Genomic DNA, 14428 nt, shown 5'->3' with positions numbered 1-14428 from the left:
AGGTTTCCGCGAAAGATTCTGGTCTGCCTTGGGCCCGGCTGTCTGGCGGCAGGCTCAGACCGCATCTACGACGCTGTCCTCGACCATATCGCCAGGAAGAATATCAAAGACGTTACGGTCGAAGCCGTCAAGAAGACCGGTTGCCATGGTCTCTGCACTCAGGGTCCGCTGGTTACCATTGAGCCGGATGGGATTTTCTATACCAGAGTTCAGGCCAAAGGAGTGCCGGAAATAATCGAAAAAACTCTGGAGAAGAATGAAGTTATAACAAAACTGCTTTATTCCGAACCCGGCAAAAGTCGAAAAATAGAAAAGTGGAAAGATATCCCGTTCTATTCCCGTCAGATGCGCATTGGCTTGCGTCATGTGGGACAAATCGACCCTGAAAATATTAAGGATTATATTGCTGTTGGCGGATATCAGGCATTGGCGAAAGCCTTGACCATGACGCCGGAGCAGGTTATCGGCGAAGTCAAGACTTCCGGTCTCCGGGGCCGCGGCGGCGCCGGATTTCCCACCGGCAAGAAATGGGAAACCTGCCGCAAGGTCGATTCCGAAATCCGATATGTGATTTGCAATGGCGATGAGGGCGACCCCGGCGCCTTTATGGACCGCTGCATTATGGAAGGGGACCCCCATTCGGTTCTGGAAGGGATGATTATCTGCGCCCATGCGGTCGGCTCGACCTCAGGGTACATTTATGTCCGTGAAGAATATCCGCTGGCAATCGTGAATCTTCAGAAAGCGATTGAAGCGGCGCGCGAGTTTGGTTTACTGGGTAAGAATATTCTTGGCTCCGGTTTGAACTTTGACATCAGGATTTCCCGCGGCGGCGGGGCATTTGTTTGCGGCGAATCCTCCGCCCTGATGCGCTCCGTTGCCGGAGAAGTCGGCGAGCCGCGCGCCAAATATATCCGCTCCGTCATTAAAGGACTCCACGATAAGCCGACCGTCCTTAACAACGTCGAATCATTTGCCACGATTCCGGTAATTATAAGTCAAGGCGGCAAGAAATTTTCCACTATCGGCACCTCCCGCAGCACCGGAACGAAGGCATTCTCTCTTGCCGGAAAAGTCAACAACACCGGGCTAATTGAGGTTCCGATGGGCATATCGCTGCGCGAAATCATTTTTGATATCGGCGGCGGTATCCCCGATGGCCGCAAATTCAAGGCGGTCCAGACCGGCGGGCCGTCGGGCGGATGTCTTCCGGAAGCCAAACTCGACCTTCCGGTCGATTTCGACTCCCTGACCGAGGCCGGCTCCATGATGGGTTCCGGCGGCATGATTATTATGGACGACCGTACCTGCATGGTCGATGTCGCCAAATATTTCCTTGGATTCCTCGTCGAAGAATCTTGCGGTAAATGTGTCCCCTGCCGGGAGGGGCTGTACCAACTGCACGCTCTTTGCGTCCGCATCACGGAAGGCAAGGGGGAACCGGGTGATCTGGAACTGATGGAAAAGCTCTCCAAATATATCCAAATAGGTTCTCTTTGCGGTCTGGGTCAGTCGGGACCTAATCCTTTTATGAGTACGCTGGAATATTTTCGCGAAGAATATGAAGCCCATATAAATCATAAGAAATGTCCGGCCGGTGTCTGCCGCGCTTTGATAAAATATGAAATCACCGACGCCTGTACCGGCTGCCTTGCCTGTATTCCGGTCTGTCCGGTCGGCGCTATTAGCGGCGAAAGAAAGAAGAAACACTTCATCAACCAGGCGATTTGCGACCAGTGCGGCTCATGCTACGCTGTCTGCCAGTTCGATGCGATTGAAGTCAAGTAGGCAAATATGGTAACTATTACTATAAACGGTAAAGCGGTTCAAGCCCACCAAGGGGAGATGCTTCTCGCCGTCATCCGCAGGCAGGGAATTGAGATTCCGGCTCTCTGTCATCACGGCGCCGTCGAACCCTGTGGCTCCTGCCGACTCTGTATGGTGGAGATTACAAAGAAAGAATGGGAGGGCTGGACCCGCTCGGTGACGTCATGCCTTTATCCTGTTGAGTCGGGATTAATCGTCAGCACCCACACCCCGCAACTTTTGGAACTGCGCAAGACTATACTCGACCTCTACCTGGCGCGCAGCCCCCATTCTGAAGTCATTCAGAAAATGGCGGAGCAGTACGGCATCACTCATTCCAGTTTTCAGACCATACCTGATGGCGACGACTGCATTATGTGTTATGCCTGCACACGTATCTGCGAGGAACTGGGTTGCTTCGCCATATCGGCCGTGGACCGCGGACATGACAAGAAAATCTCGGGACCGCTGCGCCAGCCTCCGCCTGACTGCATCGGCTGCCTCAGTTGCGCCCATATCTGCCCCACCGGTTTTATCAAATGGCAGGACTTGAACGGCACCCGGACTATCTGGGAGCGGCAGTTTGAACTGCTCTCCTGCAAATCCTGCGGAAAAAAGACCATCACTCATGATTTCGCCCAGTATCTCATGAAAAAGCGGAATCTACCGGCGGCATATTTCGAGCTTTGCGATGACTGCAAACGTATCGAAACGGCAAAGACCATGGGCAAAATCGTGGTAGCGGCACAGGAGATTCTCAAATGAAATACCGCTTCATCGTTGACCCCGCTCTATGTACCGGATGCCGTACCTGCGAACTGGCGTGCGCTTTCAGCCATGCCCGCAACCTCAAGCAGGGGAGAAGCCGCATATATCCGCTGGCGCACGCTAAAGACAAATATGTGCCGGTGGTCTGTTTGCAATGCGATGATGCCGCCTGCGTCAAATCCTGCATGTTTGATGCCCTTCGGCGTAACGAGGAGACCGGCGCTGTTGACCTTGATGTCGCCCGCTGTGTCAAATGTATGGCATGCGTCGCCGCCTGCCCCTTTGGGTGCGCCTTAGTCGATGAAGTCCATGATGAAATTGTCAAGTGCGACCTCTGCAAAGGCGACCCGGCCTGCGCCCATTTCTGCCCCTCCAAGGCGCTTCGTTATACCAGAATCGCGGTGCGCTGATTCTTCTTGACGGCATTCAATCCCGACTCTCTCGACTGACCCCTCATAATGCAATTCATTTTGACATTGCCGCCCGCTCTTGCTATCTTGTCGCTCTTGAGAGGAGATTACTGATGCTATGAGAAATATTCCGCCGGTCTTGGCGCTTTTCACATTGATACTTTCTCTTGTCGGCTGCGGCAAGAAAGTCGAGCCGCTCCCGCAATTCCCCGGATGGCTCAAATACACCTACCGCCACTTCGTTTTCTATTACCCGCCCACCTCCCTTTATAAAGACGAAATGGCTGAATTTGCCGAAGCCTATGAGCGATATCTTAAAGAAGATTGCGACTATCTCGCCATAGAAGTCCCCAGTGACACCATACATTTCTACATTCATGATAGCCCCGAGGCGGGAAAGAAATTGACCGGACGGGCGGTCCCGTTTTCCACGGAAAATCAGGTCCACTGGGATGGACTGTCACCTTATGGCCTGGAACTGGCTCGCTTCATAATTCGAAAGATGGATATACGGATGACCGATTTCAAAGTCTTATATGATGGCCTTGCCACTCTGCTTGATTATTCCAGCCAGGATTATCACCACAACACCATTTCATTGCTTGAAATCAAGCAATATATTCCTCTGGATACTCTGATAAATAACGAGAGTTACGCCCGCGCCGACAGCCTCTACCGCAACTGGGAGGCGGCGTCGCTGGTGGCGTTCTTGACTTACAATTTCGGCATCAACCGCTTCAAAATGCTCTGGCAGTCCACGGCGACATTTGAGGAATCGGTCAGGCAACTCTACGGTGTGGACCTCAGACGATTCGAAGACGGCTGGCATAAGTTTGCCCGACAGTTCTATCAGGGAATAAAAACCGACACCCTGATGGTGATAGATTCATCGAAGATTCAATAACGGGAGGATAAATGGCAGAAAACGAATGGCGCTCAGCGATAACCGATATCGGTCCCGGACGAATCCGGGTTCGCGGATATGATATCACCGACATTATGGAGAATCTCTCCTTTGCCGAAACGGTCTTCCTGATTCTGAAAGGGGAACTTCCCACTAAAGCCGAAGGGGAGATGATGCGGGCGATACTGGTCTCTTCTGTTGACCACGGTTGCTCGCCGCCGTCGAGTCTGGGAACGCGCAATGTCATCTCCGGCGGCAATCCGCTCAACGCCGCCATTGCCGGCGGTATTCTGACCATCGGCGACAGTCACGGCGGCGCCATTGAGCAGGCGGCAAAAATCCTGCAGGAGTGGGCAAAAAAGGAAGGGGAGGTAATGGCGCTGGCAAATCAGTTGGTTGATGACCTCAACGCCCGAAAAAAGAGAATGCCCGGTTTTGGGCATAGATTGCATAATGTTGACCCCCGTACTCTGAAACTTTTTGAGATTGCGGCAAGAAACAAGTTTTCCGGACGGCATATCGAATTTTGTAAGGCGGTGGAATCAGCTCTCAAAACAAAAACCGGAAAAGAACTCCCTATCAATGTCGATGGCGCTATCGCTGCCGTTATCTCCGATATGGGATTTGACTGGCGACTGGGAAAAGGATTTTTCATAATATCTCGCGTCCCGGGCCTTCTGGCGCACGCCTACGAAGAACTTACCCGCGAGAAACCGATGCGTCAATTGGGAAATACGGCATTCAAGTACGATGGCCCCGGGGATAGGAAGATTCGTCCGTAGGTCGAAATTCCCCCAATGATTTGCGCTACACGCAAATCAATAGAGATTTTGACATTATCAGCAATCACAGTTCACGAGACTTAAGAGTTGCGGCAGGTCCTGATTTCGCAAGCCCGTATTGTAATCCCTTGGGACTACAACTTCTCTCGTGCGAAATTGTGACCTGCCGCTCGACCTGACTGAGCCATTTGATATATGAGTAGCACCACTCCAGACCTGCCAGGATATTAATATGCAACTTCTCCTCGCCACCAGAAACAAAGACAAAATCAAAGAAATCCGGCAGGCGCTCGCCGACCTGCCGTTGACTATCCTCACCTGTGATGACTTCCTCGACTTCCCGGATATCGAGGAAACCGGCGCCACCCTGGAAGAAAACGCCATCCTGAAGGCAAAAGGTATCTACCAGCATTCCGGATTCCCGTCGCTGGCCGATGACTCCGGCCTGGAGGTCGAAAATCTGAAAGGCGCGCCAGGAGTATATTCTTCCCGCTTCGCCGGACCAGGCTGCACTTATGACGACAACAATCGAAAACTCTTGCAGGAATTAAAGGGCGTTCCGGCCGAAAAACGAACCGCTCGTTTTCGCACCGTTATCGCCATCGCCTGGAGCGTTTCGGAAATAGATGTTGTCGAGGGACGGGTCGAAGGGGTAATCGCCTCCGATAAGACCGGTAAATCCGGTTTTGGATATGACCCGGTCTTCTATTACCCGCCGGCCGGGAAGACCTTTGCGCAGATGACCCTGGAAGAGAAAAACGCCGTATCGCACCGCGGAAGGGCGCTCCTCGCGGCGCGTGGCAAAATAATCTCTCGCCTGAACAAAAATGCCCGATGACCACGTCGGCTGAAGTCCCCATTGTTATCTTGACTTCGATTTATTCGCCGATATATTGAGTGTACGGTATTCATCGGGGTGTAGCGCAGCCCGGTCAGCGCGCCGCGTTTGGGACGCGGATGTCGGAGGTTCGAATCCTCTCACCCCGATATAATCTTCTCCGCGAGCAGAATATGTCCGGCTACCCGATTATAACCCTGAAAGAAGGAAAAGAAACCAATCTCGTCTATCGCCATCCCTGGATTTTTTCCGGGGCGCTTGCCGCGGTTGATCGGGATATCCCTCACGGCTCGCTGGTATGGGTGGCTGATATAAAAGGAAATATACTTGCCACCGGGACATATTCGGCGCATACCACCATTGCTGTCCGTATCTTTGAATTCAGCAAAGTTGAGATAAACAGGCAATGGCTACGGCGCAAACTCTCCGCGGCTTCAGAGAGGCGAGCCGCTATTGGCTATGGCCCGGGAACTGCCACCACCGGGTACCGTCTTGTATTCGGCGAATCGGACGCTCTTCCCGGCATCGTAATCGACCGCTATGATGAAATTCTCGCTCTGCAACTTTCCACCGCCGGGGCGGATCTTCTGAAAAATCAGATAGTCGATGTCCTGCTGGAATTATTCCAGCCCAGAGCAATTGTGGAGCGAAGCGATATACCGGTGCGCGCCGAGGAAAAGTTATCGGACGCAAAAGGAATCCTTTCTGGCGAGTCCCCGGAACTTGTGGAATTCAAAGAGAACGGACTGGACTTCCTGGCTGATGTCATGAATGGTCAGAAAACCGGTTTTTATCTTGACCAGAAAGAGTTGCGCGCCGAAACAGCCAGGGTGTCGGCCGGAAGGAAGACGCTCAATCTCTTTTCCTATTCCGGCGCCTCCGGTATTGCCGCTCTCAAAGGAGGGGCGGTTTCTGTGATGAATGTCGATAGTTCCGAGCAGGCGCTCGCCTTATCGGAAAGAATCAGAAAGCTGAATAATATTTCCGCCGATATCTATAATTTCAAGATGGCGGATATTTTCAACTGGCTTGCCGCTCAGAGCAAACCGGAATATGACCTTGTTCTCCTCGACCCGCCGGCTCTAATCAAATCCCGGAATGACCGGGAATCAGGGCAGAAGGCATATCACTTCATTAACCGGGCGGCGCTTCGTCTGGTGAATGACGGCGGCATCTTTGTGTCTTCCAGCTGCTCGTCATTTTTTTCCGAAGATGACCTCGCTTTCACTCTCCGCCGCGCCTCGGTGCAGGCTAATCTCTCGCTGGAGCTGCTCCAAGTTGTCCGGCAGAGCCCAGACCATCCTGTTTCCTTTTATTTCCCGGAATCAATGTACCTGAAATCGTTTATCTGCCGGGTGCGACGGTGATTTGAAAACTTGATATTGAGAAAATCGACGATTCGAGTCGGTCAAATATTCAGCAGACAGCACTTTTTGAATTTTTTACCGGAGCCGCAGGGGCAGAGTTCATTTCGTCCGACCATCCCCATTTTGCTCTCATGGGGAGTTTCGTTTTTAACTGTCGACTGTTTTCGCGTGCCTTGAAACAGGTAAATGACTTTGCTTTGGGAAGTCACCAGTTTATCCGGCGACAATATGCCGACATGAGAAACCTTGAGATACGGCCGAAACCTTTCGATAATATCTCGCTGCGGGTCCTGATAAAGACGGAGATGGGCGGTGTCGTAATAGTTCGGCACCGAAGCTATCAATTCCACCCCTTCCGGTATATTTTCAATGACACGAAAGTCATCGAGATGCTCCAAAACCTCCAGGGCAATGGCGATATTGTAATCTTCGGGATGATAGCAGCTCCGCTCATAGGCGTCGCCGACAATAAAATTCCCCGTCGGGCAGAGGTTCTTCGCGCATTCGACCGCTTTTTCGCTGAAATCAAAGCCGCGATAAGGTATATCATTCTCAATCAGAATCTTGGCTAAGTCGCCAACCCCGCAGCCGATTTCCAGCACCCGCGGTTCGGGAATCTGATTAACCATCCGCAGAACTTGCCTATACAGAGGGTAATAGCCGCCGGTGTTGTACCCCCGGGCGTAAATCTCGTCGTAATAACCGCTTGCTTTTTCAGGATTGCCTGTCAGATGCATATCGGTCCCATAGAAGTCCTAAGCTCAATCTTCCTATTATTCATATTAAATAATCGGAAAAACGCGACAGAATTTTAGAGTGACAGCCCCATATCCCACAGAATTAAAACAACAGAAAAATATCAATTCAACCGGGATACTTGCCGGTGATATAGTCAATCAGGTAGCGATTCTCAATCTGAAGATTCTTGACGTGTGATTTGACAATATCTCCAATAGAGAGAATTCCGACCATCTTTCTGCCGTCCATAATCGGTAGATGTCGAAAACGATTATTGGTCATCACCGCCTGCACCATCTCGATATCGTCTTCAAGAATCCCCACCACCAGTTTTCTGGTCATGACGTCGCAGACTTTGAAAGTAAACGCCCCAGCGCCATTCTTATGAAGCAGCCGGAAGATATCTCGCTCGGTTATAATCCCGACCAGCTCCCCCTTATCCAGAACCGGAAGCGCTCCAATCCGCTTTGAAACGATAATATCCATCGCCTCTTTAATGCTCTTATCCGGCTCAATTGTCTCCGTTTCCTGACTCTTGGTCTTTAGAAGCTCGCGCACTTTCATATCGCCTCCAGCATTCCCTGATTGTTTTTAGATTCAACCCGAAAATTATACGAAAAATTCGTCCTTTCTGAAAGGAATCCTCTCTTAATCCTTCCGGATACCTGCTGCGCGGAAAGGCCCGCGGCTCTCACTTATTATCTTCAAATTCCCGCCGCAGGAGCGAGAAGATATAATCGTCGTGCAGTTTTCCGTTAAAGAAATGATGCTCTCGCAGGGTGGCATCCTGTTTGAAATTTAGTGACCGAAGCAGCGCCACCGAGGCGCTGTTGAATGCCCCCGTCTGCGCATAAATTTTGTTAAGATTCATTTTCTCAAACAGAAACCTGGCAAGAAGACTCAATCCCTCCCGGGCGTACCCTTTTCTCTGCTCGGCCGGATTAATCAGATATCCGATCTCGGCTGTTCGATTGAGAAGATTAAGATTGAAATACCGAATCTTGCCGACCGGCGCCCGGTCTTCTTTCCGAACTATCATTAATGAACCTTCTTTGTCGGTGGCTTCTCTTTTTCGTGAAGCCTCCACCACTTCCTCTACACTCACAATCTTTATCGGACGACAGCTCTGGCTCTGCGGGTCGGACTCCAGAAACCAGGGATAGGTGAGACTGTTATCCTCCGGCTCCATAGGTCTCAGAAAGACCGTCTCTCCGACCAGTATCGGAATGGTTATCAGCCTCTCACTCTCGCTCATTTCATATTCCTCAGTAAGACATTGCACTTTCCCTCTCTGGCAAGTTTATTCTATTTCTTATATCGGGGCAAGGCAATTTACGAATTATCTAATACTCGGCGTCCCTGTGATTTTCAGAATGTTTGTGGCAAGCCGCTTTTTTACTTGCCCCTATTGAATTAATCCTTTAGGATTAGCGCTGACCTGAAAGCGCGACCATGAATAGATTTCTGAAATATCATCTTCCGGCGATTCTCTACGGCCTTCTCATTATCATTCTCTCTTCGGTGGCGCATTTTCATACCCCCCGCCTGCGGTTCATTGGGATGGATAAAGTCATTCACTTCCTGGAATACGCAATTTTTGCGGTTCTGGTCTTCCGCTCCTTCTCTCATATCTCTGAGCGTCTTTCCGACCGTTCCGTGTTTCTCCTCTCACTGCTCTTCTTGAGCCTCTTTGCAGCCCTTGATGAAACCTATCAAAAGTTTATCCCGGGTCGCCAGCCGGATTTGACCGACGCCATTTCTGATATTTCCGGCTCAATACTTATCTTGATACTGCTTTGGTTCTGGCGAAGTAAGCGCCGCAAGTCGAAGTGATTTGTTTTGGCATTTTTGTGCATAATTTTGCGTATCTCGTTATCATTATTTAACTTGACTTTATTTTCGACAATCATATTTTATTGTTGCTGAGCCCATTAGATTACTTGCATTTGCCATATTTTTGAGAAATAAGTGGTACTAGCTTTGCTAAAGTGTTGACTGGTATCTATAACTATTTCTGACGGGAGGGAAAGAAGATAAGGTGAACCGCATGTGGCTTCTTTCGCCTGATTGGCGAGCGAGAAATGGCTTTCTAATATTGGCTGAGTGTCTCTAAATCATCCTCACGAAATAAATGACTCTAATATACAAATGAAACAGGAGCAAGTAATGAGAACGAAATGGTTTCTGTTTACATTGGTCTGCCTGATTGTTATTGCCTCCGGGCCGGCCAATTCTCAAGTCTATACGGACACTCTCCGGCTCTATCCGGTAGTGCCCAGTCAATTCTTATTCAATCAAGGGGGAGTTGACAAAATTAGGATGGGCGAACCTTTCTATTTTGACATCTACTGGGACTTCAAACCGGTCCCGGCGGATTCCCTGCTCGGTGGCGGGTTTACCCTTGAAATACGGTCCCCCAATCTGACGACCATTACCAAAGTTGCCGCGCCGGCCGGGACCAACCGTGCGGTGCTTCCCGCTCCTTATGATAATGTCGCTTTGAAAAATGGCTTTCATAACGACACCTACTGGGGCCTCTTTGGTAAGCCATCCGATTGGCCCTTTGCTTTCAAGACAGACAATTTTGACGGCACTCTGCCCGATTATTTTGGACATGGCTTTGCTTCCTCAGTGGGATTCCCCGCTACACCAGTTCCTACCGCTTACTATGAGTTACATTATCAAATTAACCAGCCGGGGACTATCTGTATCGATTCAGTCTGGCTGAATGACCCGTCATTCGACTGGGCCTTCGGCAATGATGTCGGCGCCGATATTTATGCGATTGCGCAGGGACACCCTTGGTGCTGGGAAGTTGCCGACCCGAATGCTCCCACCAATCAGCCACCGGAGCTTGGCGCCATTGGCAACAGATCGGTGGCTGAGGGCGCCACTCTTCAGTTCACTGTCACTGCAACCGACCCGGATACCGACCCCCTCACTTTCAGCGCCACGCCGCTTCCCGCCAACGCCACCCTGACCCCGATAAATACTACCTCGGCCAGTTTCTCTTTTACGCCTGACTTTACCCAATCCGGCTCCTACCCGATATGGTTCAAAGTGGTCGATGATGAAGCCGCCGCCGACTCCGAGTTGGTAACTATTGCCGTAACCAATATCAATCGTCCTCCGGTTCTCGCTGCGATAGGAGATAAATCAGTCGATGAGGGAGATACCCTTTCCTTCTTGATTTCCGGAACCGACCCTGACGGCAACAATCTTCTGTTTACTTTTGAACCGGCGCCGCTTCAGAATGCCACGCTGACCAATCATAATAACGGCACTGCCACTTTCACTTTCATGCCCAATTTTAATCAGAGCGGCAGTATTCCTCTGCACTTCATCGTAAGCGACATTATTGCCGGAAGCCTCTCTGATTCGGAACTGGTTACCATAACCGTAAATAATGTAAACCGGCCTCCGGTGCTGAATCCGATTGGACCTAAAACGGTCGCCAAATTGGAGAATCTCAATTTTGACGTTACTGCCAGCGACCCGGACAGTGACCCGCTGCAGCTGCTCGTCGATAATCTTCCGCTCAATGCCACCTTCACCGATAATGGCGACGGCACTGGCAATTTCGATTTCACTCCCGATGAATCCCAGGTCGGCGACCATATGGTCACCTTCTCGGTTTTTGACGGCACCGAAACCGCCCTTGAAATCGTAACCATTACGGTGACCGACGTGAATGACCCTCCCGTTCTCGCTCCCATCGGAAACAAATCGGTCGACGAGGGCGCCCAGCTGCTCTTCCTGATTACTGCAAGCGACCCCAATGGCACCATACCGATATTAAGCGCTTCAACTCTGCCACCCAATGCATCCTTCTTCGACAGTGCCAATGGCACCGGACTATTCGTCTTCTGGCCTGAATTCAACCAGTCAGGAACTTATGATATTACCTTCTATGCCTCGGATGGATTCTTTGTCGACTCCGAAATGATTCAGATTACCGTGGTCGATATTCCTCGGCCGCCGGTTATCTCCATATTTCCCGACAGTTCCGTCTTCACTGTCTACGAAGGTGCCTTATTGAATTTTGAAGTTTCCGCCATTGACCCCGATGGCACCATTCCTTTCCTTTCGGCCGAAAATCTTCCTCCCAATGCCATCTTTGAAGACTCCGGCTTTGGAGAGGTAATCTTCTACTTCTGGCCCGATTTCGACCAGGCGGGATTTTATGATGTAACTTTCATTGCCACCGATGGTGCTCTCAGCGATACCGCTTATGTTACCATAAATGTACTGGATGCCACTCCGCCCGAGACCACTCTGCTGGTCAGTCCGTCCGTCTTTGACATCGAGGTTTATGAAGGCGCGCCTATCATGAACCGGGCTATGGTTGTTTATGAGATGAACGGGTACCATATTCAGTATAGCGCCTCCAATAGCAGCGGATGGCTGACCTTCAATACTTCCTGGCCCCGCATAACGCCAGATTCGGCAATCTTCTCGATTAATCCTTTCGGTCTGGCTCCGGGCGATTATATCGATACCATCTGGGTTGCTGCCCCGGCTGCGGTCAATTCTCCTGTTGCCGTTCCGGTTATGCTCAGAATTAACAGCGCCCCGCCCAGCTATGAAGACTCTGTCTGGATTGCCACGGTACCGGCAACAACGGGGAGTTCTGTCATCGTGCCGGTATATTTCAAAAATAATGAACTCCTCTCGGGAGTTCAAATGCCGTTCCAATGGAACTCAAATCAGGTGACATTGGATTCTATAACATTTGACGGTACCCGTGTCGGTTATGTTGATACCAAACCGGTGGCTATCGATAACGCCAATCAGCAGGCGCAGTTTGGCGTTTTCACCATTTTCACCCCATTCATCAATCCGGGGCGCGGACTTCTGGCAAAACTGCACTTCTCCGTTTCTGATTCCGCCACCACCTCGTTTGTCAAAATTGATTCGACCTCGATTATGATGAATCATCTGCTGTTTACCGACACAACCGGAATGTCAATAAATCCGACCTTTATCTATGGCGGAATCGTCATTGACAGTATCTCCGGCTATGTCTGCGGGCGCGTCATCGACGTTTATAGCAATGAAATCGAAGGCGCTACCGTTGAACTCTGGAATCATTTCCCGGCCGGCTATGTCATGGCTACTGCGATGTCCGATTTCAACGGCCAATTTGCCTGCAATTCGCTCTCAATTTTCCCCTTCGATGCCTACGCCTACAAAACGGGATACTATCCCGGCCTGGTCAAGGATATCGAATACGGGAATATCGGTTTTGATATAGTCTTGACCCCAATTCCGCCTATCACACCAACTCCGGAATGGGTCAATTTCTACTGCGATATGAATAGTTATTACAATGTTCCGCTGCCGGTCGGTTCCGTAGTCGATGCCTATGACCCCGATGGCATTCTCTGCGGCAGTTATTTTGTCACCGAGGCCGGTCGCTACGGCTTGATGCCGGTCTATCGGGATGACCCTTATTCTGAAGAAGATGAAGGCGCCGACCCGGGCGATACCATTTCCTTCTTCGTGAACGGTTATCCTGCGACCGCTACCGGTAACCGGGTCTGGACCGAGAATGGCGACAGTTGGCAGGTCTGCCTTGACGTCGCTTCGGTCGAAGACCGTGTCATTGTTCTCCGCAGCGGTTGGAACCTGATTTCCTGGAATGTCGATACTCCGATGGACGACCTCGAGGCGCTTCTGGCTCCTATCGCCGGTTGTATCGAAGTCGTGCTCGGCTTTGAGCAGGGCGGTTTCACCTATGACCCGGCGCTGACCGACTTCTCGACTCTCTGGAATATGGACCACTTCCACGGTTACTGGATTAAGATGACTTGTGAAGATACTCTGGTCATTACCGGCGTTCCGGTTGCTCCTACCACCCCGATTGCCCTCGAATATGGCTGGAATCTGGTCAGTTATCTGCCGGATACTGTTTACCCGACCCCTGAGGCTCTGGCATCGGTCCATGACCATTTAATAGTTGCCCTGGGCTTCGATGGCGTCGGTCGCACCTACGACCCGAATCTTCCCAATTACTCCGATTTGCTGGAGATGAAACCGGGATTCGGTTACTGGCTGAAAGTCACTCAGGACGAGATGCTGATTTATCCTGGCATCGGTCCGAAAGTGGTCTTTGACCAGACTTTTGCTCAGATTAATCGCGCTTCCAAACCGAATAATCTATCAGTATCCAGTCTCTGGATGAGCATCTATTCGAAGTCTTTGACTCTTGATGGCCAGATTGTGCCATCGGGAACTGACCTGCTTGCCATCGCCCCTGATGGCCGGATTGTCGGCGCCGGAACGGTTGGAGCCGACGGCAAATTCGGCTTTGTCTCGGTCTATGGCGACGACCCAACGACGTCTGAACGGGATGGTCTGGCGGCAGGGGAGAAGTTCCGGATTAAAATCGGCGGCATTGAATCTGATGAGCTCTTCACCTGGTCGGAAGCGGGCGCCCGTGTAGAAATCTCCTCGCTGACCAGTAAGAGCGGCTCAATTCTTCCAACCGGTTTCTATCTGGGTCAGAACTACCCCAATCCGTTCAATCCCACCACGACAATTTCCTTCTCTCTGCCTGCCGGTGGACATGCCACTCTTGATGTTTATAACATTCTTGGCCGCAAGGTCATTACTCTGTTTGACGGTATGGCGCAGGCCGGCGAGAATCAGGTCGTTTGGGAAGGTATCGATGCCGACGGCAATCCTGTCGCCTCCGGCATCTATTTCTACAAACTGAAGACCTCTGCCTTCGAGCAAACCCGGAAAATGGTCTTGATGAAATAGCGTATAATCTATAAACTTCGGTCCGGCTCCGTATAATGCGGAGCCGGATA

12 protein-coding genes and 1 tRNA gene are annotated in these 14428 nt (G+C 50.9%); 10 read left to right on the top strand and 3 right to left on the bottom strand.

Annotated elements, in window-relative coordinates; translation table 11 throughout:
* The 8 genes from AB1690_00995 to AB1690_00960 all read left to right on the top strand — a co-directional run.
* Positions 1-1788, top strand: a 1788-nt coding sequence (locus tag AB1690_00995; GenBank protein ID MEW6013876.1) for an NADH-quinone oxidoreductase subunit NuoF, incomplete at its 5' end; no start/stop codon positions are given.
* A 6-nt stretch (positions 1789-1794) separates the two neighbouring features.
* Positions 1795-2571, top strand: a complete 777-nt coding sequence (locus AB1690_00990) for a 2Fe-2S iron-sulfur cluster-binding protein (GenBank protein ID MEW6013875.1) — start codon at positions 1795-1797, stop codon at positions 2569-2571.
* Complete coding sequence (locus AB1690_00985) at positions 2568-2984, top strand: 4Fe-4S dicluster domain-containing protein (GenBank protein ID MEW6013874.1); 417 nt, start codon at positions 2568-2570, stop codon at positions 2982-2984. Before AB1690_00990 ends, AB1690_00985 begins: the two co-directional genes overlap by 4 nt.
* A 118-nt stretch (positions 2985-3102) precedes the next feature.
* Positions 3103-3888, top strand: coding sequence for a hypothetical protein (locus AB1690_00980; GenBank protein MEW6013873.1), 786 nt, complete (start codon positions 3103-3105; stop codon positions 3886-3888).
* Between the two features lie 11 nt (positions 3889-3899).
* Positions 3900-4670 carry a citryl-CoA lyase gene (locus tag AB1690_00975; GenBank protein MEW6013872.1) on the top strand — a complete coding sequence of 257 codons (771 nt, stop codon included), beginning with the start codon at positions 3900-3902 and terminating at the stop codon, positions 4668-4670.
* Between the two features lie 232 nt (positions 4671-4902).
* Complete coding sequence (locus tag AB1690_00970; GenBank protein MEW6013871.1) at positions 4903-5508, top strand: XTP/dITP diphosphatase; 606 nt, start codon at positions 4903-4905, stop codon at positions 5506-5508.
* Between the two features lie 74 nt (positions 5509-5582).
* Positions 5583-5657, top strand: a tRNA-Pro gene (locus AB1690_00965).
* Positions 5628-6875: a class I SAM-dependent rRNA methyltransferase gene (locus AB1690_00960; protein ID MEW6013870.1), complete on the top strand. Its 1248-nt coding sequence runs from the start codon at positions 5628-5630 to the stop codon at positions 6873-6875. The genes AB1690_00965 and AB1690_00960 overlap by 30 nt, the downstream gene beginning before the upstream one ends.
* Positions 6876-6916: 41 nt before the next feature.
* Here AB1690_00960 and AB1690_00955 read toward each other — a convergent pair whose 3' ends face one another.
* From AB1690_00955 to AB1690_00945, 3 genes are all read right to left on the bottom strand, one after another.
* Complete coding sequence (locus tag AB1690_00955) at positions 6917-7612, bottom strand: SEC-C metal-binding domain-containing protein (protein MEW6013869.1); 696 nt, start codon at positions 7610-7612, stop codon at positions 6917-6919.
* 127 nt (positions 7613-7739) lie between these two features.
* Positions 7740-8177: a CBS domain-containing protein gene (locus AB1690_00950; protein ID MEW6013868.1), complete on the bottom strand. Its 438-nt coding sequence runs from the start codon at positions 8175-8177 to the stop codon at positions 7740-7742.
* A 127-nt stretch (positions 8178-8304) separates the two neighbouring features.
* Complete coding sequence (locus tag AB1690_00945; protein ID MEW6013867.1) at positions 8305-8868, bottom strand: GNAT family protein; 564 nt, start codon at positions 8866-8868, stop codon at positions 8305-8307.
* Between the two features lie 197 nt (positions 8869-9065).
* On the opposite strand from AB1690_00945, the gene AB1690_00940 reads away from it, so the two are divergent.
* Complete coding sequence (locus AB1690_00940) at positions 9066-9446, top strand: VanZ family protein (protein ID MEW6013866.1); 381 nt, start codon at positions 9066-9068, stop codon at positions 9444-9446.
* 333 nt (positions 9447-9779) lie between these two features.
* Positions 9780-14378 (top strand): Ig-like domain-containing protein, encoded by a 4599-nt coding sequence (locus AB1690_00935; protein MEW6013865.1) that lies wholly within the window; start codon positions 9780-9782, stop codon positions 14376-14378.
* The last annotated feature ends 50 nt before the right edge of the window (positions 14379-14428 follow it).

Source organism: Candidatus Zixiibacteriota bacterium (assembly GCA_040753495.1).
GTDB lineage: Bacteria > Zixibacteria > MSB-5A5 > GN15 > PGXB01 > DYGG01.
The sequence above is the reverse complement of the archived record's forward strand: the minus strand, read 5'-3'. Positions and strand labels throughout refer to the sequence as shown.